The sequence below is a fragment of the Streptomyces sp. TE5632 genome, assembly GCF_054061295.1.
Genome location: NZ_JBSSEA010000001.1, coordinates 353,756 through 371,947 on the forward strand (window position 1 = coordinate 353,756; position 18,192 = coordinate 371,947).

Below are 18,192 nucleotides of genomic sequence, written 5' to 3' on the forward strand. Positions count from 1 at the left end.
GGGCAGCGTCCGACGGCCCGGCGGGCGGTCCGCGGCGGGCCCGCCCCGGTGTCAGGTCGCAGGCACCGGGTCCGGGAGGCCGACGGGCCAGGTGTGGACCGGATCGCCCTTCAGCATCAGCTCGCGGTAGCGCCGGGTGGTGGCGGCCAGCGCCGCCTCCCGGGTCAGGCCGCCGTCCAGGGCCCGGTGGAAGGTCGCGGCCTGCCAGCTCGCGCCGTTCTGCCGGCGCCGGCAGCGCTCCTCGATCACGCCCAGGTACAGGTCCCGGTCCGCGGGCTCGATGCCCCACGCGTCCAGTCCCGCCTCGGCCAGCGGCAGCAGCTCGTCGCGTACGAGGGTGACCGCGTCCACCTCGGCCGTACCTCCGTAGCGCCCGCGCCGGGGCCAGGTGAGGCGGGCTTCGATGCCGTGCCTGCAGGCGGCGTCGAAGTTGGCGGCGGCGGCCTCGAAGGGCAGCCGGGTCCACACCGGGCGGCTGTCCTCCGCGAGGGCGCGGACCAGGCCGTAGTAGAACGCCGCGTTGGCGACGATGTCGACGACGGTGGGCCCGGCGGGCAGGACCCGGTTCTCCACCCGCAGGTGGGGGACGCCGTCGGCGACGCCGTAGACCGGGCGGTTCCAGCGGTAGACCGTGCCGTTGTGCAGGACGAGTTCGGCGAGCGTGGGGGTGCCGTCCTTGTCCAGCACCTCGAGCGGGTCCTCGTCGTCGCAGATGGGCAGGAGAGCCGGGTAGTAGCGCAGATTCTCCTCGAAGAGGTCGAACGCCGAGGTGACCCAGCGCTCCCCGAACCAGGTGCGCGGCCGTACGCCCTGTGCCTGCAGCTCGGGCGGCCGGGTGTCGGTGGACTGCTGGAACAGCGGCGGCCGGGACTCGCGCCACAGCTCGCGGCCGAACAGGAAGGGCGAGTTGGCGCCGACGGCGATCTGGGCGGCGGCGACCGCCTGGGCCGCGTTCCACACGTCGGCGAAGCGGGCCGGAGTGACCTGGAGGTGCAACTGCACCGAGGTGCAGGCGGCCTCGGGCGCGATGGACTTGGAGGTGCAGCTGAGGCGCTCCACCCCGTCGATGTCGAGGCTGAAGTCCTCCCCGCGGGCGGCCACGATCTGGTCGTTGAGCAGGGTGTAGCGGTCGACTTCGGAGAGGTTCGAGGAGACGAGGTCGTCGCGGTCCAGCGTCGGCAGAATACCGATCATCACGATCCCGGCGTCCACCTCGGCGGCTTTCCGGTCGGCGTACGCGAGTGAGGTGCGCAGTTCCTCGGCGAGCCGGTCGAATACCCGCCCGTCCAAACGATGTGGAGCTATGTTGACTTCCAGGTTGAACATGGCGAGTTCCGTCTGGAAGTCCCGGCTCGCGATCCGTTCGAGGACTTGTCCGTTCAACATTTTGGGCATGCCGTCAGCGCCCGTGAGATTCAATTCGATCTCCAGCCCCACGAGGTTCTTGGGGCGGTCGAACCGCTTCTCCGCCAGGAGTCGCTCCAAGCCCGCCAGGCACCTGCGGAGCTTGTCGCGGTAGCGCTGGCGATCGGACAGGTCGAACCCGCCTGCCACCACCTTCTCCCCCATCGAAGCGTCCTTCCTCGGTTGGGCGGCCCGATGATCGGCCGCCGGGGTCCCGGTCCACAGGGGAGGATGCCCCGTGGATGCGATCGATAACGCCCCGGACCGGTCTGTTGACCGCTACGCTGGTCGAATGTGACCACTGGCACATTCACGCGGCATGGCCGGCATGGCACGCAACAACGCGACGACGGACTCGTGAAAAACGCCGACGACAATAGGCCTACCACTTAACGGTCGTTTATCGAGGTCATCGCCGTGCACCCGGTTCGGAATCGGGATGATTCCCCCATTTCATCGACCAGAAGCACCCTTGTTTAACGGGTCGAAAACAGCTAGCGGAAACACATCCCGAACACGCGTCGTATAAACTCCGTGGACAGGGCAGAAGGTTGGCGCCCACGGTCGAGTGATCCAGCCCTCGAGGTGACGTGCGGCAGTCCTCACCCCCACCTCTCGCGCTCAGGCCCCCGGCCCCTGCCTTCCGACCCTTCGTGAGCTGACAGCGTCGTCCGCCCCGCCCTCGTGCCACCGTGCCTTCGAATGAGAGGCGACCCACCATGCCCCTGCATGTCCCCCCGGCCCCCGCGCCCGCACTGCGTTCCGTCCTGACCGCGCTCTCCTCCCCCACCGCGGTCAGCGAGGCCCGAACCCCCTCCCTCCTCGGTGCCCAGGGGCCGGTCTCGCCCGAACTGCCGCTGCCCGTGCATGTCCTGGACCGGATCACCGCCGAGGGCGTGTCCGCGACGCGACTGGCCGGCTGGCGCTTCCTGATCCGCTGCGGCGACCGGGCGGTGGCAGCGGCCGACACCGTACTGACCCCCGACGGCTGGACCTTCTCCCGCTTCTTCGAAGGTCCGTACATCGCCTCCACCGAACTGGCCCTGCGCCAGGCCGAGTCCCTGTCACAGCCGTACCAGCCCCGGCTGTTGTCGGTGCCCGGCCTCTACATGCTGACCCTCTGGCTGCACGGCGACCGCACCGCGGACGGTGCCACCGGCCACCCCGCCGCCACCGACCTGCTCGTCCCGCTCGCCCCCGCGCCGCCCGGCATCGCGGCCCATCGCCCGCACCTGGTCGCGGAACTCCTCCCGGTGCTGACCCACCGGGTGACGCCCAACCGCCTGCTCGGCTCACCCGCCTGACCGACACGCGCGTCCCGCCCCGTCACTCCCGCACGACCACTCCCGTGCCCCGCCGCCCGATCCCCGCGGCGGGGCACCCGCGCGCCCCGAGCATCCACGGCCCGAGCGGCCCCGAGCGCTCCGAACCCTCGGACTAGCCTCATCCGGCCATGCGGAACCACCCGAAGTGACAGTGCAGTTGAGGTGAACCGTCCGCGCGGGTGACACGTCATCGACCTGTGAGGGGCGGTGCCGCGAAATCCCTGCGGATCGCCGTCCAGAGGGCAACACTTGTTTCCGACCGACCTATGACAACGGGGGGCGGCCATGAACGAGGTTTCACGCCGCGCGACAGAGACAACAGCCAACCCACAGGTCACAACAGAGCGAAAGATCCCATCCATGTGCCAGCATCCGTCACCGTGCCCCTCAGCCGAATCCGCCAACCGGGAGTCCGCCCGTCTCGTGGCGCACCACCCGGAGCAGGGCTGGAGCCTGCTGTGCAACGGTGTCGTGCTCTTCGAGGACACCGGTGAACTCCTGCCCGACGGCAGGAGCATCGCCCCGCAGCGTCCCGGGGGTCCCGCGGTGATGACCACCACCTGAGCTCCACCGGGCGGACCTGTGCCCACCCGCGGAACGGAAACCCCGCCCGGCGCTCGCCCGGTGACGAGCAGCCGGACCCACCCCGCGCGGAGCCGGGCACGGGCCTGGCCGTACGGGGCGAGCACGGCGGTTCCCGCGAAGCGCCTCTGAGCCCCGCCGGAGCCCGCCGAGGACGGCGGTCTCACGTCATCCGCTGGCGGCCCCGCCCCGTCCGGTTCCGCTCGCCGCCTATCGTGATCGGCATGCAGTCCTACACGATCGGCCAGGCAGCGCGGCTGCTCGGCGTCAGCCCGGACACCGCCCGACGCTGGGCGGACGCGGGCCGACTCACCACCCATCGCGACGAAGGCGGACGACGGCTCATCGACGGGCGGGACCTGGCCGCGTTCTCCGTCGACCTCGCGAAGGCCGGCGCCACCGAGGAGGGCACGCCGTACACCTCGGCCCGCAACGCCTTCCCCGGCATCGTCACCGCGATCAAACTCGGCGACGTGGCGGCCCAGGTCGAGATCCAGGCGGGCCCGCACCGTCTGGTCTCGCTGCTGACCCGCGAGGCCGTCGAGGAGCTCGGCCTGGAGGTCGGCATGGAGGCCACTGCCCGCGTGAAGTCGACAAACGTCCATATCGACCGTGCCTGACGGAAGCGGTACGCCGAAGGGCTCCGCTCCGGCCGTACGGCCGGAGCGGAGCCCTTCCACTCCTCGGTCCCGGTGACCGGGCCCTCGGCGTCAGTCGTCGTACGCGTCCAGCGGCGGGCAGGAGCACACCAGGTTGCGGTCGCCGAAGGCCTGGTCCACACGGCGCACCGGCGGCCAGTACTTGTCGGCCGCGCTCACACCGGTCGGGAAGACGGCCTCCTCACGGCTGTACGGGTGCTCCCACTCCGTGCCGAGCGCGGCGGCGGTGTGCGGGGCGTTGCGCAGCGGGTTGTCGTCCGCGGGCCACTCGCCGGAACCGACCTTCTCGATCTCCGCGCGAATCGCGATCATCGTCTCGCAGAACCGGTCGAGTTCGGCCAGGTCCTCGGACTCGGTCGGCTCGATCATCAGCGTTCCCGCCACCGGGAACGACATCGTCGGCGCGTGGAAGCCGTAGTCGATCAGCCGCTTGGCCACGTCGTCCACGCTCACGCCGGTCGCCTTGGTCAGCGGGCGCAGGTCGATGATGCACTCGTGCGCGACCAGCCCACCGGGGCCGGTGTAGAGCACCGGGTAGTGCGGCTCGAGACGCTTGGCGATGTAGTTGGCGCTGAGCACCGCCACCTGGGTGGCCCGCTTGAGCCCCTCGCCGCCCATGAGCCGGACGTACGCCCACGAGATGGGCAGGATGCCCGCGGAGCCCCACGGGGCGGCCGAGACCGGCCCGATCCCCGTCTCCGGCCCGGCCCCGGGCTGGAGCGGGTGGTTCGGCAGGTACGGCGCCAGGTGCGCCCGCACGCCGACCGGGCCGACATGCCGGGACCGCCGCCACCGTGCGGGATGCAGAAGGTCTTGTGCAGGTTCAGGTGCGAGACGTCGCCGCCGAAGTGTCCGGGCTTGGCCAGCCCGACCAGCGCGTTGAGGTTCGCGCCGTCCACGTACACCTGGCCGCCGGCCTCGTGCACCGCCGCGCAGATGTCGGCGACGTGCTCCTCGAACACACCGTGCGTCGACGGGTACGTGATCATCAGCACCGACAGCTCGTCGCGGTACTGCTCGATCTTCGCCCGCAGGTCGTCGATGTCGACCTCGCCGTCCTCGGCGGTCTTCACGACGACGACCTTCATCCCGGCCATGACGGCACTGGCGGCGTTGGTGCCGTGCGCGGAGGACGGGATGAGGCAGACGGTGCGCTGCTCGTCGCCGTTGGCCCGGTGGTAGCCGCGCACGGCGAGCAGCCCGGCCAGTTCGCCCTGGGAACCCGCGTTGGGCTGGAGGCTCACCTTGTCGTAGCCGGTGACCTCGGCGAGACGCTCCTCCAGTTCGTGGATGAGCGTGAGGTAGCCCTGGGCCTGCTCGGCCGGCGCGAAGGGGTGCAGCTGCCCGAACTCGGGCCAGGTGATCGGCTCCATCTCCGTGGTCGCGTTGAGCTTCATGGTGCAGGAGCCCAGCGGAATCATCCCGCGGTCCAGCGCGTAGTCACGGTCGGCGAGCCGGCGCAGGTAGCGCAGCATCGCGGTCTCGGAGCGGTGCTGGTGGAAGACGGGGTGCGTCAGGTACTCGTCGGTGCGCAGCAGGGCGTCCGGCAGGGTGTCGGGCGCCGCCGCGTCCAGGGTCTCGACGTCGGCCTCGACGCCGAAGGCGCTCCACACGGCGGCGAGCCGGGCCCGTGTGGTGGTCTCGTCGCAGGCGATCGAGACGTGGTCGGCGTCGACGAGAAGCAGGTTGACGCCGTTGTCCCGCGCGGCGGCGACGACCTCGGCACCCCGCCCCGGGACCCGCACGGTCAGCGTGTCGAAGTAGGAGCCGTGGACGATCTCCACGCCGCCGGCCCGGAGCCCTTCGGCGAGGACGGTCGCGTAACGGTGGGTGCGCCACGCGATGGTGCGCAATCCTTCGGGACCGTGGTAGACGGCGTACATCCCGGCCATCACGGCGAGCAGCACCTGGGCGGTACAGATGTTGCTGGTGGCCTTCTCACGGCGGATGTGCTGCTCACGGGTCTGGAGCGCGAGCCGGTAGGCCTGGTTTCCGTCCGCGTCGACGGAGACACCGACGAGCCGTCCGGGCAGGCTGCGCGCCATCTTCTCGTGCACGGCCATGTATCCGGCGTGCGGCCCGCCGAAGCCCATGGGCACACCGAAGCGCTGTGTCGTGCCGACCGCGATGTCCGCGCCGAGTTCGCCGGGCGACGTCAGCAGCGTGAGGGCGAGCAGGTCGGCGGCGACGGTGACCAGCGCGCCCAGCTCGTGCGCCCGGTCGATCACCGGCTTGATGTCGCGTACGGCTCCGGAGGCGCCCGGGTACTGGATCAGCACGCCGTTGATCCCGCGCTCGGCGATCTCGGCGGGGATGCCCTCGCTCAGGTCGGCGACGACGACCTCGACGCCGGTCGGCTCGGCACGGGTCTCGATCACGGCGATCGTCTGCGGCAGCGCGTCCGCGTCGACCAGGAACAGGCCGTTCTTGTTCTTGCCCATGCGCCGCGACAGCGCCATCGCCTCGGCGGCGGCCGTGCCCTCGTCGAGCAGTGAGGCCCCGGAGGTCGGCAGGCCGGTCAGTTCGGCGACCATGGTCTGGAAGTTCAGCAGTGCCTCGAGCCGTCCCTGCGAGATCTCCGGCTGGTACGGCGTGTAGGCCGTGTACCAGGCGGGGTTCTCCATCACGTTGCGCAGGATGACGGGCGGCGTGAAGGTCCCGTAGTACCCGAGCCCGATCATGGAGCCGAGCACCTCGTTGCGGTCGGCCAGCGATCGGAGTTCGGCCAGCACCTCGGGCTCGGTCCGGGCGCCCGGCAGGTCGAGCGCGTCGGCGTTCTTGATCACATCCGGGACCGCCGCGGCCGTCAGCTCGTCGAGCGAGCCGTAGCCGACCTGCGCAAGCATTTTGGCGCGGGCCTCGTGGTCGGGGCCGATGTGACGCTGCTCGAAGGGCGTTCCCTGTTCGAGCTCGGAGAGGGGAATGCGGTGGGCGGTCATTGCGGAGGCCTCCTGGTCTGACGACCTTCGAGGGGCACCATGACGGGTGCCCGGACGGCCTCCCCCTCTGTCATCTCAACCTGAGAGCTTCACCGGACCGCCGCAGGGCGTCCGGCTTTCACCGTCGGTGAGAGCGGGAGCCGTCGACACCCGCTCTGCTTTCCAGAGTGACCTCGTCCATGCGGTACGTGGGCCTGAGAGTTTCCGGGGAGGATTTGCTCCTTCGGCGTCCTCCGATGGTGTCCGGAGGACTCTCCCGCACGGGGTCAGCAGCCGCTGCCAGCGTACCAGCGAGGGCAACCCCCGGACCTTCGAGTGGCCGCCGGACCAATTGTGCCGTTTCGTAGTGCTGACGAATGATTGCGGATTGCGACCAGTGGAGGGCCCGTGCAGACCGACATCGATCCGCGCAACCTGATCGGCCGCAAGGCGTTCGACCGCAACGGAACCCGGATCGGCACCATCGACGAGGTCTATCTCGACGACGCCACCGGCGTACCCGAGTGGGCGGCGATACGCACCGGCTTGTTCAGCAGGGACGCCTTCGTCCCCCTGGAGCCGAGCGAGCTGATCGACGGCAGCCTCCACATTCCCTTCGAACGCGCCCTGATCAAGGACGCCCCCGACTTCGGCGTGGGCCGCCACCTCTCCCCGGAGCAGGAACTCCAGCTCTACCACCACTACGGTCTGGACATCTCCGCGCCTCCCCCGCTTCCGGACCACGACTTCGGCAAACTCGCCGACCGCGACGACCGCCCGGCCTGACGGCCCCCGGAGTCGGGAGCACGAAGCCCGCGGCCCCCTCACACCTGCGAGTGCCCCGGATCCATGCCCCCGGGACTCGCCCCCGAGCCGTCGCTAGTCTCCGCGCCGACCCGCGGCCTCTAGCTCTCCCCGGGACTTCGATCCACCAGTGGCAGCGGGTCCGCCGGTTGCAGGGCCGGGTCGTCGGTACGGAAGGTCTTCACCCGTCCCACCGCCGAGTCGGGCGTCTCGAACCGGACCGTGACCCGCCCCAAGCCGCTGCCCTGGACCCACCCGTGCCCGTACTCGGTGTGCCGTACATCGTGCCCGGCCGGCCAGCGCCGCTCCGCGCTCGTCCGCTGCTCTTCCTCCGTGGGTGCGGCCATCTGGCCCTCCTCGCCCGGCGACTCCTCCCCCCTGCCTCCCGCCGCCTGTGCGAACAAGTCCTCCTGGGTGTAGTCCGCGAGTCCGCTGACTCCCACGCCCAGCAGCCGTACTCCGCCTGTCGTGTCGACCGAGTCCAGCAGCCGCGCCGCCGCCTCGCGCACCACCGCCAGATCGTCCGTGGGCCCTCGCAGCGTCTCGGACCGGGTGAGCGTCGAGAAGTCGTAGCGCCGCACCTTCAGCACGATGGTCCGTCCCGCCAGCCCCGCTCCCCGCAGTCTGCGCACACAGCGGTCGGCGAGCCGTCGTACCTCTGTGCCGACCCGCACCCGGTCGTGAATGTCCACGTCATACGTGTCCTCGACCGACACCGACTTCGTCTCCCGCTCGGCCACCACGGGCCGTTCGTCCCGTGCCAGAGCCATGGCGTACAGCGCGTGTCCGTGTGCCTTGCCGAGCAACCGCACCAGCTCGTCCTCCCCGGCCTCGGCGAGCTCGTCGACCGTGTGGATCCCGGCCCTGCGCAGGTGGTCACCGGTGGCGGGCCCCACTCCCGGCAGCGTCCTGACCGGGAGCGGCGCCAGCAGGGCCCGCTCCCTCCCCGGCTCGATGAGCACCAGCCCGTCGGGCTTCGCCTGCTCCGAGGCGATCTTCGCCAGCATCTTGGAGGCGGCGAGCCCGACGGACCCTGTGAGCCCGGTGACCGCCCGTATGTCCGCGCGCAGTCTTGCCCCGGCCAGCCGGGCCGATCGCTCGTCCCAGGCCGCCCCGCCGGCCTCCAGGTCCACGAACGCCTCGTCCAGGCTCAAGGGCTCCACCAGCGGCGACAGCGCCCGCAGCAGCCCCATCACCTGGTCGCTGATCGACCGGTAGAACGCGAAGCGCGGCACGAGATACGCCGCGTTCGGCGCGAGCCGCCGCGCCTGCGCCATGGGCAGCGCGGAACGCACGCCGAAGAGCCGGGCCTCGTACGAGGCGGTGGCGACCACTCCACGCGGTCCGAGCCCGCCCACCACCACGGCTTTCCCTCGCAGGCTCGGCTTGGACGCCTGCTCCACCGAGGCGAAGAAGGCATCCATGTCGAGATGCAGGATGGTAGGCGCGGATCTCACATCTCCGATGCTGCCCTACGCCACTGACAATGCCCTGCCGCACGGGCCGGCCACCGGCCGCCCCGGACGACACGGGCCGCTCAGCCGGCCCCGACGGCTCAGACCGCGCGGTTCCTCCGCCGCGCCAGCTCGTCCGCCGGGTTGGGCCCGATCAGCGTCTCCCCGGTGTCGACACGCTCCCCGTGCAACTGGGACAGCGCGCTCTCGACATCCCGCCACACCACACCGACGGCGATCCCGAAAATCCCCTGGCCGCCCTGGAGCAGGGCATGGACCTCATCCGGCGTGTCGCACTCGTAGACCGTGGCGCCGTCGCTCATCAGCGTCATGCGCTCCAGGTCTCGGAAGCCTCGCTCCCGCAGATGCTGGACGGCGGTACGAATGTTCTGCAGCGACACGCCCGTGTCCAGGAACCGCTTGACGATCTTCAGGACGACGACGTCCCGGAAGCTGTACAGCCGCTGTGTCCCGGAGCCGTGCGCGGGCCGCACACTTGGCTCGACCAGGCCCGTGCGAGCCCAGTAGTCCAGTTGCCGGTAGGTGATGCCGGCGGCCGCGCAGGCCGTGGGGCCGCGATAGCCGATCTCCTCGGACACCATGGACCTCGTCGCCCCTCCGCTGCTCGGCACGGCCGCCGGCCGCTGCGGAGCATGATCGGCCGCACTGCCGTGATGGGCATACGCCCCGCTCGCGCGGAGCTGAGCGCCTGGGTGAGGGTACGGACCGCTCGCCCCGAGACCGTGTCCGGGGGCGCCCCCAGCTGTACCGTCGCCGGTGCTTCTCACGCCGACCTCCGTCCTCGACCTGCCTCCTCGACGGTAGGCAGTCACCAAGGGTGCGTCAACGATCGCCACACTCGGCACGCCGAGTGATAATCACCCTAAGAGTGGTTTCCCGTGCCCCACCGCGGGGAAAGGCTAGCCGAATGCCTTCTGCGCGGGGCGTGCGACGCCCTCGCGCACCACCGGTCCGAGCGGGAATCCGGCGGGACGGTCACCGCCGCTCACTGGCTGCTGGAGCCGAAGTCCTCCGGCGAGATCTGGTCGAGGAACTCGCGGAACTTCTCCACCTCGTCCTCCTGCTCGTCCGGGATGGCGATCCCCGCGTCGTCGAGGACTGTGTCACTGCCGTAGATCGGCGTCCCCGTGCGCAGCGCCAGCGCTATGGCGTCGGACGGCCGGGCACTCACCTCCACGCCGCTGGCGAAGACCAGCTCCGCGTAGAAGACCCCCTCGCGCAAATCCGTGATGCGCACTTCCGTGAGCTCTTGGCCGACGGCTTCCAGCACGTCCTTGAAGAGGTCGTGGGTCAGCGGGCGCGCCGGAGCCATGCCCTGCTGGGCGAAGGCGATGGCCGTGGCCTCCCCCGGCCCGATCCAGATGGGGAGGTACCGGTCGCCTCCCACTTCGCGCAGCAGCACGATCGGTTGGTTCGAGGGCATTTCGACCCGGACACCTACGACATCGAGCTCGTTCACACAGCAACCCTAGGCCGTGCCCGGGACGTTTGGGTAGTCGGGCCGGGATCAGGTGGCCGATCCGGTCCCCCGATCCCGTGCCCCTCAGGGCAGCCGCACCCCGAGCGCCGAGCTCACCAGCGCGGCGTGCAGCTTCACCGTGAGACCGGCGAGCTCCTTCGCACGCGCCTGCGCATGAGCCCTGGTCTGCGGGTTGCGGTGGCGTTTGAGCGGGGCGACGACCTGATCCACCAGCCCGGCCTCCCGCTCCGCGGCGGCCTTCATCGCCCTCAGGTGTCTCGGCTCGATCCCGAACCGCCCCAGCTCGGTGATGAGACCGGCGACGGTGACCGCCTCGGCGTCGTACACCTCGTCCTCGACGGGAGCGAGCAGCCCGTACGACTCCCACTCCGCGAGCTGCTCCTGGTCGATGCCGGCGGCCGCCAGCAGCTGCGCCCGCCCGATCCGGGCCGCCGTGGAGGCAGGATCGGCGGACGGCTCGGGGCCGACTTCCCCCTCCCGCTGTCGGGACAGCACCGGCAGCGGGAGGGCCTCGCCGCGCTCCATCGCCTCCAAGTGCTCACGGATCACCTTGAGCGGCAGATAGTGGTCCCGCTGCATCCTCAGGACATGACCGAGCCGCTCGACGTCCGCCGCGCTGAACTTGCGATACCCCGAGGGGGTCCGCTGCGGCTCGATGAGCCCCTCCGACTCCAGGAAGCGGATCTTGGAGATGGTGACTTCGGGGAATTCCTCGCGCAGCACGTTCAGCACCGTGCCGATGCTCATCAGCCCGGTTTCCGCTGCGGCGGTGCCGTGCCCGGCACCGCCGCTCGGTGTGTGAAGCATGGACCTTCCCTGGGGTCAGGGTGCCCCGGACGGAACCCGGGGAGGGTCAGTAGCCCCGCTGGCTCGCGTAGAACACCAGCCGGTACTTGCCGATCTGCACCTCGTCACCGTTCGACAGACCGACCTGGTCGATTCGCTCGCGGTTGACGTACGTGCCGTTCAGACTGCCCACGTCGGCCACCGTGAAGGAACCGTCCTGGCCGCGGCGGAACTCCACGTGCCGACGCGAGACCGTCACGTCGTCCAGGAAGATGTCGCTCTGCGGGTGCCGGCCGGCCGTCGTCAGGTCTCCGTCCAGCAGGAAGCGACTGCCCGAGTTCGGCCCGCGGCGCACGACCAGGAGTGCCGAACCCACCGGCAGCGCGTCGACGGCCGCCTGCGCCTCGGGCGACAGCATCGGCATCTGCGTCTGGCCGGTGGCCTCCGCGTCGTAGGCCTCAAGACCGGAGATGGAGATGGTGGAGGTCGTCTCGGAGGGGCGCTCCGGGGCGACGCCGGGCCGGAGCGGAGCTCCACAGTTGGAGCAGAACCGGCTGTTCTCCGGGTTGCGGTTACCGCACCTCGTACATACCAGGACCGACATGGACGGATCCTCCTGCCCACCGGGGGCTTGGGACGCGTACGGGTCGGAGAACCCTCCACCCGTACCTGAGGTTGACGGTTGCCCGAAACCTATGCCGCTCGACTGCGCAGGGTCAACCGACGGCGCGCCCTGGCCGCCCACCTGGTCCCGGAACAGCGGACGTGAACCTTCCGCCTCCGGCTGTGCGCGATGCCGGGCAGTCTCGCTGTCCCGGCCTTCTCGTGCGCTCTTGCCGAACAACTTCCCAAACAACTTCACGGGCGATTCCCCTTGACCGAAACAGACCCGCCCGTGGGGCAGGACGAACCCTGACTGAACACATTGGCCGACCCGGACATCCTCACAACGTCCGTATCCACCAGACAGTTTCCACCACGCACCACCCATTCGGTGCGCCGACCCCCCGCAACCTCATGCCCTCGCCGGCCACCCCCCATGCACCCCCGGTTCACTGGGAGGACGACCGAGCGTAGTCAGGCTGCTTCGCCGGCCGCAAGGCATCCACGACGATCTTGGCCGACCGCTCCACGGAAGCGGTGGCCTGTTCCTTCTCGAGAGTCTGCACCACACCTCCTGGGATGTTGAGCGCCGGTTCGAGATCCTGCGGCTTGCCGATGACCTTGAAACGATAGGGAGCAGTGATCTTGTTCCCGTCGACGCTCACCCCGTTGCCGGAATCGGACAGGTAGGTGCCCGCCACGACCCGCACGCCGTCCAACTGGATGGCTTCGGCGCCGGCCGCGCGCAACTCCTGGACGGCGTCGAGCAGCATGTTCGCCTTCACCATCCCCTTCGTGTCCTCGATGACCAACGTGATGCCGGGCCCCTGCGCGGCCACGGTGCCCGCCAGGATGCCGAGTTGCCGTTCCTTCTCGGCCGTCTGTCTCCGGGCCTCCTCGGCCTGGTCGGAGCTGTTCTCCAACTCGTCACGCTGCTTCTCGAGCCCTTGCTTCTCATCCTCAAGACGCTCTGTGCGGTCGTCGAGTTCATCGAGGATACGAACAAGATCTTCCTGGCGGGCCCCGCGCAGGGCACTGTCACCCTCGCTGTTCGAGGCAACCTGGACGGCCAGACCGAAACCCAGGCCGAACAGCAGCACGGCGACGATGAGTTGAGCCCGGGTGATCCGTGGCGGCCACAGCCCTTTCACCAGCCGCTGCCGTCCGGTCAGGCCGGATCCGGGCGGCTCCGGCGGTGTCTCCCCGTCCTCGACAGCGGGCGCGGGGGCGGGTACGGACACCTCGTCGGGCAACTCCTTGCGGAGGCTGCCACCGGCTGCCGGGCGTGGTCCGGCTACCGACTCGGGCGTCGTCCTGTCGTGCTCGTGATCGCTCATCGGCCTCACGCCCGGAACACGTGCCGGCGGATAGCCGCGGCGTTGGAGAAGATCCGGATGCCGAGGACGACCACGACCCCGGTGGACAGCTGGGCTCCCACGCCCAACTTGTCACCGAGGAAGACGATCAGCGCGGCCACCACCACGTTCGACAGGAACGACACCACGAAGACCTTGTCGTCGAAGATGCCGTCGAGCATGGCCCGCAGCCCGCCGAAGACGGCGTCGAGCGCCGCCACGACGGCGATCGGCAGGTAAGGCTCGACGACCGCCGGAACCTCGGGCCGGACCAACAGGCCGGCCACGACTCCCACGACGAGGCCCAGTACGGCGATCACGATATGCCCTTCTCAGTTGCAGGTGTCGTCTCGGTTATCGGTTGTGCGGTTCGTACGATCACACTCGGTGCGGCGGGCAGCCGGAGGGCGTCCTCCACCGAAAGTTCGGTACGGATGTCGTAGCTCTCCTCCAGGGCCTGCAGATACAGCCCGTCCGCGCTGTTCTGGAACCGGCTGCTCAGCTGTCGGCCGTCCCCCACCGCGAGCACCGTGTACGGCGGTACCAGCGGCCTGTTGTCGACCAGTATCGCGTCTCCCGCGGCCCTGATCGCAGACAGAGCGGTCAGCCGCTGCCCATTGATCGAGACGGCCTCGGCGCCGGACTCCCACAGCCCGTTGACCACGCGTTGCATGTCACGGTCGCGGACCCGCCCGGTGTCGGAGAACCCGGAGGTCGACCGCGCGTCGCCGTCCCCACCGGCGCTCGTGTCCTTGGCGTCGTTCACCACGAGCTTCACCCCGGGTCCGTGCACCGCGACGGCGCCCGCCAGGACGCCCACCAGCTCGGTACGGTCGCCCTCACCACTGTGCTTGAGCGCCTCACGCTGCCGCGCGCCCACATCGTCACGGAGTGCGTCGACGCCGTCCTTGAGCTTGTCCGCCGCCTCGGTCTCGCGGTCGATCCTGTCGATCAGCTCCTCGCGCTCCTTGGCGACGCCGGGGGCCGCCACCCTGGCCTGCGCGGCTCCGACGGTCACGACCAGGGCGGCGAGCACCAGACCACCGGCGAGCCCCAGTTTCGCCCTGAGGGTCTTCGGCATACCGCCGCTGCCGTCGGCCTGCTTCCGCGCGGCGGCCTCGGCGTATCCCTCGTCGAGGCTGTGGTCCATCACGTTGGTGAGCAACGACATGGACGCGTCCGGGCGCGGAGGCCGCTGGGGTGTGCTCCGAACGGGGGGTTGCTGCGGCATGCCGCACATCGTCGCACGCCACGGCCACTACCTCCGAACGGCCCTACCGGCGTGCCGGACAGGCCCCGTTGGGGACACTTGTCCGGCACGCACGTGTACCGCTGGTTCCGCCGTCCCGCCTATCGTCCCGCGCTGTCCACGACGGCCGCCCACTCGTCGAGCAGGGCCTGGGCGGAGGCGTCGTCGGGTCCCTCCGCCCACAGGTGGGTGACCGCCTCGGCCGGGTCCGGCAGCACCATCACCCAGCGGCCGTCGGGCTCCACCACGCGTACACCGTCTGTGGTGTCCACGAAGCGTTCACCGGCCTCCTCGACGACCCGCCGCATCACCAGCCCCTTGACGGCCCACGGGGTCGCCAGATCGCGCTTGATCACGTGCGCGCGCGGGATCCGCGCGTCGATCTGGCTGAGCGTGAGCTGTGTCCTCGCCACCAGACCGATGAGCCGGACGAAGGCCGCGGTGCCGTCGTAGACCCGGCTGAACTCCGGGACGATGAAACCGCCCTTGCCGTCACCGCCGAAGATCGTCCCTTCCTCCCCGCCCACGCGCGTCAGGTCGTCGGGCGAGGTGGTCGTCCACTCCACCTGCGTGCCGTGGTAGGCCGCCACCTGTTCGGCGATCCTGGTGGTGGTCACGGGAAGCGCAACCCTGCCGCTGCGCCGCTCGGCCGCGATGAGGTCGAGCAGGACGAGTAGCGCCCGGTCGTCCTCGACGATCCTCCCCTTCTCGTCGACCAGGGACAGCCGCTCACCGACGGGGTCGAACCGCACACCGAACGCGGCACCGGAGGATGCCACCATCTCACCGAGCCGCACCAGCCCCGAGCGCCGCGCATCGGCCGTCTCGGTCGGCCTGGACTCGTTCAGGCCGGGGTTGATGGTCAGCGAGTCGACACCGAGTTTGCCGAGCAGGCTCGGCAGAACGAGCCCCGCACTGCCGTTCGACGCGTCCACGACGACCTTCAGCCCGGACTCCGCGATCCCCGTGATGTCGACGTTCCGCAGCAGTGACCCGGTGTACGAGTCGAAGACACTCGCCGGGAAGTGCAGATCTCCGATCTCTCCCGGGAACGCACGCCGGTACTCCTGCCGCGCGAACACCCGGTCCAGTTTGCGCTGGCCGCCTTGCGAGAGATCCGCGCCCTGTCCGTCGAAGAACATGATGTCGACCGAGTCGGGCACGCCGAGTGTGGTGCGGATCATGATGCCGCCCGCGCTGCCCCTCGCGGTCTGCTGCCGGGCCACGGGCAACGGTACGTTCTCCAGGTCCCGTACGTCGATGGCGCTGGCCTGCAACGCGGAGATGACCGCACGCTTCAGGGCACGGGCACCACGGGAGTGGTCCCGGGCCGTGGTGACCGTCGATCCCTTCTTCAGCGTCGTCGCGTAGGCGCCGGCCAGCCGCACGGCGAGTTCCGGGGTGATCTCGACGTTCAGGATTCCCGAGACTCCACGGGCTCCAAAGAGATGCGCCTGTCCTCTGGACTCCCAGATGACCGAGGTGTTGACGAAAGCGCCCGCCTCGATCGTCTTGAACGGGTAGACCCGCACATTCCCTTGGACGATCGATTCCTCGCCGATCAGGCATTCGTCGCCGATGACGGCGCCGTCCTCGATCCGCGCCGCGCGCATGACGTCGGTGTTCCTGCCCAGGACACAGCCCCGCAGGTTGCTGTGCGGGCCGACGTACACATTGTCGTGAACGACGGCCTTGTGCAGGAAGGCCCCGCTCTTCACGACGACATTGGACCCCAAGACCGTGTGCTCACGGATTTCGGCGCCGGCCTCGACCTTGGCATAGTCACCGATGTAGAGCGGACCGCGCAACACGGCATCGGGATGTACTTCGGCGCCCTCGGCCACCCATACGCCCGGCGAGATCTCGAAACCGTCGATGTCGACGTCGACCTTGCCCTCCAGGACATCAGCCTGGGCCTTCACATAGCTCTCATGGGTGCCGACATCTTCCCAGTAGCCTTCGGCAACAAAGCCGTAGACGGGTTTGCCCTCCTTCATCAACTGTGGGAAGACGTCACCGGACCAGTCGACGGACACATCCGGCTCGACATAGTCGAAGACCTCGGGCTCCATGACGTAAATCCCGGTGTTCACCGTGTCGGAGAAGACCTGTCCCCAGGTCGGCTTCTCCAGGAAACGCTCGACCTTGCCCTGCTCGTCGACGATGGTGATACCGAATTCCAGCGGATTGGGCACCCGGGTCAGACAGACCGTGACCAGCGCGCCTTTTTCCTTGTGGAAATTGATCAGCTCGGTGAGGTCGAAATCTGTCAGAGCGTCGCCGGAGATGACAAGGAAGGTATCGTCCTTCAATGCCTCCTCGGCATTCTTGACGCTTCCTGCGGTACCGAGTGGCTTCTCCTCATTGGCATAGGTGAGCTCCATTCCGAGCTCTTCGCCGTCACCGAAATAGTTCTTGACGAGCGACGCCAGAAACTGGACGGTCACAACGGTTTCGTTGAGCCCATGCTTTTTGAGCAGCCGCAGAACGTGCTGCATGATCGGCTGATTGGCCACCGGCAGGAGCGGCTTGGGCATGCTTGAGGTCATGGGGCGAAGGCGTGTGCCTTCACCCCCGGCCATCACGACGGCCTTCATGTCGGAAGCGCCCTCCTCTAAGAGACGACGGTCTAGCCGACTTCACACGCCAAGATTGTCCCGCACGTTTCCACTGCGGGCCATCGCGCCACTCTGCGCGTGCCAGTCAGCGAGTTCAGCCGGCCATGGCGTCCGCACGCACCAAGCGGCGGACTTGGACCACATAGAGGACTCCTGCCCACCAGTACAGCGTTGTACCCCATCCAGCGAACGCCCATCCGAAAACAGCAGCAAGTGACGAGATCCAGCCGCTACCGTCGCTGAGCAGGAGCAAGGGGAAGGCATACATCAGGTTGAAGGTGGCCGCCTTCCCGAGGAAGTTCACCTGCGGCGGCGGATAGCCGTGCCGCCGGAGGACACCCACCATCACCAGTAGAACCAGCTCACGTGCCAGTAGTACAGCCGTCAACCAGAGCGGAAGAATCTCGCGCCAGGTGAGTCCGAGCAGAGTCGACAAGATGTAGAGCCGGTCGGCCGCGGGATCAAGAAGTCGGCCGAGGCTGCTGACCTGATTCCACCGTCGCGCGAGTTTGCCGTCCAGGTAGTCACTGACACCGCTCAGCGCGAGCACCAGAAGCGCCCAGCCGTCACTCTTCGGGCCGCCGAACTCAGGCCTGAGGATCAACCACAGGAAGAGAGGGACGCCGAGAAGCCGCGCCATGCTGAGGATGTTCGGGATGGTGAGGACACGGTCCGTCTGGACGCGAGTCTCCTGGACCTCCACCCGGGGGCCTCCTGTGGGAAACGTACCAATGATGCTCACTGACCTTACCTCAACACAAAAAAGCTCTGGCTCTTGGGCTGCATGCCCAAGAGCCAGAGCTCTAAAAGAAGTTCGGCGGCGTCCTACTCTCCCACAGGGTCCCCCCTGCAGTACCATCGGCGCTCTGGGGCTTAGCTTCCGGGTTCGGAATGTAACCGGGCGTTTCCCCCACGCTATGACCACCGAAACACT

At 69.1% G+C, this 18,192-nt stretch carries 15 protein-coding genes, 1 rRNA gene, 1 pseudogene and 1 riboswitch; of the genes and pseudogenes, 4 read left to right on the top strand and 13 right to left on the bottom strand.

The features are described from left to right. Positions 1–51: 51 nt before the first annotated feature. Positions 52–1,569: a glutamate-cysteine ligase family protein gene (locus ACVW19_RS01830; protein ID WP_457455927.1), complete on the bottom strand. Its 1,518-nt coding sequence runs from the start codon at positions 1,567–1,569 to the stop codon at positions 52–54. A gap of 554 nt (positions 1,570–2,123) precedes the next feature. On the opposite strand from ACVW19_RS01830, the gene ACVW19_RS01835 reads away from it, so the two are divergent. From ACVW19_RS01835 to ACVW19_RS01845, 3 genes are all read left to right on the top strand, one after another. Next, positions 2,124–2,708: a hypothetical protein gene (locus ACVW19_RS01835; RefSeq protein ID WP_202281421.1), complete on the top strand. Its 585-nt coding sequence runs from the start codon at positions 2,124–2,126 to the stop codon at positions 2,706–2,708. Positions 2,709–3,089: 381 nt separating this feature from the next. Further along, on the top strand, positions 3,090–3,293 hold the full coding sequence (locus ACVW19_RS01840) for a DUF5999 family protein (RefSeq protein ID WP_457455929.1): 204 nt from the start codon (positions 3,090–3,092) through the stop codon (positions 3,291–3,293). 242 nt (positions 3,294–3,535) lie between these two features. Beyond that, positions 3,536–3,931 carry a TOBE domain-containing protein gene (locus ACVW19_RS01845; RefSeq protein WP_457455931.1) on the top strand — a complete coding sequence of 132 codons (396 nt, stop codon included), beginning with the start codon at positions 3,536–3,538 and terminating at the stop codon, positions 3,929–3,931. Between the two features lie 90 nt (positions 3,932–4,021). Here the strand turns inward: ACVW19_RS01845 and gcvP are convergent. Then, a pseudogene (gene gcvP / locus ACVW19_RS01850) lies at positions 4,022–6,909 on the bottom strand (aminomethyl-transferring glycine dehydrogenase). 172 nt (positions 6,910–7,081) lie between these two features. After that, positions 7,082–7,178: riboswitch (glycine riboswitch) on the bottom strand. A 118-nt stretch (positions 7,179–7,296) separates the two neighbouring features. Here gcvP and ACVW19_RS01855 point away from each other — a divergent pair. Continuing rightward, positions 7,297–7,674 carry a PRC-barrel domain-containing protein gene (locus ACVW19_RS01855; RefSeq protein ID WP_109383027.1) on the top strand — a complete coding sequence of 126 codons (378 nt, stop codon included), beginning with the start codon at positions 7,297–7,299 and terminating at the stop codon, positions 7,672–7,674. Between the two features lie 119 nt (positions 7,675–7,793). Here ACVW19_RS01855 and ACVW19_RS01860 read toward each other — a convergent pair whose 3' ends face one another. From ACVW19_RS01860 to rrf, 11 genes are all read right to left on the bottom strand, one after another. After that, on the bottom strand, positions 7,794–9,149 hold the full coding sequence (locus tag ACVW19_RS01860) for a DNA polymerase IV (protein WP_457455933.1): 1,356 nt from the start codon (positions 9,147–9,149) through the stop codon (positions 7,794–7,796). Positions 9,150–9,247: 98 nt separating this feature from the next. Continuing rightward, entirely contained in the window at positions 9,248–9,934 is a 687-nt protein-coding gene (locus tag ACVW19_RS01865) for a MerR family transcriptional regulator (protein WP_457455935.1), read from the bottom strand. A 218-nt stretch (positions 9,935–10,152) separates the two neighbouring features. Further along, complete coding sequence (locus ACVW19_RS01870; protein ID WP_003988851.1) at positions 10,153–10,626, bottom strand: bifunctional nuclease family protein; 474 nt, start codon at positions 10,624–10,626, stop codon at positions 10,153–10,155. Between the two features lie 84 nt (positions 10,627–10,710). Further along, positions 10,711–11,454: a transcriptional regulator FtsR gene (ftsR, locus tag ACVW19_RS01875; RefSeq protein WP_457455937.1), complete on the bottom strand. Its 744-nt coding sequence runs from the start codon at positions 11,452–11,454 to the stop codon at positions 10,711–10,713. Between the two features lie 46 nt (positions 11,455–11,500). Then, positions 11,501–12,424, bottom strand: coding sequence for an FHA domain-containing protein (locus tag ACVW19_RS01880; RefSeq protein ID WP_457455938.1), 924 nt, complete (start codon positions 12,422–12,424; stop codon positions 11,501–11,503). A gap of 61 nt (positions 12,425–12,485) precedes the next feature. After that, entirely contained in the window at positions 12,486–13,373 is an 888-nt protein-coding gene (locus tag ACVW19_RS01885; protein ID WP_457455940.1) for a DUF881 domain-containing protein, read from the bottom strand. Between the two features lie 5 nt (positions 13,374–13,378). After that, positions 13,379–13,711 carry a small basic family protein gene (locus tag ACVW19_RS01890; RefSeq protein WP_003988855.1) on the bottom strand — a complete coding sequence of 111 codons (333 nt, stop codon included), beginning with the start codon at positions 13,709–13,711 and terminating at the stop codon, positions 13,379–13,381. Next, complete coding sequence (locus ACVW19_RS01895; RefSeq protein ID WP_457455942.1) at positions 13,708–14,622, bottom strand: DUF881 domain-containing protein; 915 nt, start codon at positions 14,620–14,622, stop codon at positions 13,708–13,710. The genes ACVW19_RS01890 and ACVW19_RS01895 overlap by 4 nt, the downstream gene beginning before the upstream one ends. Positions 14,623–14,741: 119 nt before the next feature. Further along, entirely contained in the window at positions 14,742–17,237 is a 2,496-nt protein-coding gene (locus ACVW19_RS01900) for a sugar phosphate nucleotidyltransferase (RefSeq protein WP_457455943.1), read from the bottom strand. Between the two features lie 115 nt (positions 17,238–17,352). After that, the gene (locus ACVW19_RS01905; protein ID WP_457455945.1) at positions 17,353–17,961 is read right to left on the bottom strand and encodes a CDP-alcohol phosphatidyltransferase family protein; all 609 of its coding nucleotides are present in this window, start codon (positions 17,959–17,961) and stop codon (positions 17,353–17,355) included. Positions 17,962–18,070: 109 nt separating this feature from the next. Further along, positions 18,071–18,187, bottom strand: a 5S ribosomal RNA gene (rrf, locus tag ACVW19_RS01910). Between the last annotated feature and the right edge of the window lie 5 nt (positions 18,188–18,192).

Coding starts and splice junctions, on each gene's coding strand:
- ACVW19_RS01830 (WP_457455927.1), bottom strand. CDS start 1,569: ATGGGGGAGAAGGTGGTGGCAGGCGGGTTCGACCTGTCCGATCGCCAG.
- ACVW19_RS01835 (WP_202281421.1), top strand. CDS start 2,124: ATGCCCCTGCATGTCCCCCCGGCCCCCGCGCCCGCACTGCGTTCCGTC.
- ACVW19_RS01840 (WP_457455929.1), top strand. CDS start 3,090: ATGTGCCAGCATCCGTCACCGTGCCCCTCAGCCGAATCCGCCAACCGG.
- ACVW19_RS01845 (WP_457455931.1), top strand. CDS start 3,536: ATGCAGTCCTACACGATCGGCCAGGCAGCGCGGCTGCTCGGCGTCAGC.
- ftsR (WP_457455937.1), bottom strand. CDS start 11,454: ATGCTTCACACACCGAGCGGCGGTGCCGGGCACGGCACCGCCGCAGCG.
- ACVW19_RS01880 (WP_457455938.1), bottom strand. CDS start 12,424: ATGGGTGGTGCGTGGTGGAAACTGTCTGGTGGATACGGACGTTGTGAG.
- ACVW19_RS01885 (WP_457455940.1), bottom strand. CDS start 13,373: ATGAGCGATCACGAGCACGACAGGACGACGCCCGAGTCGGTAGCCGGA.
- ACVW19_RS01895 (WP_457455942.1), bottom strand. CDS start 14,622: ATGCCGCAGCAACCCCCCGTTCGGAGCACACCCCAGCGGCCTCCGCGC.
- ACVW19_RS01900 (WP_457455943.1), bottom strand. CDS start 17,237: ATGAAGGCCGTCGTGATGGCCGGGGGTGAAGGCACACGCCTTCGCCCC.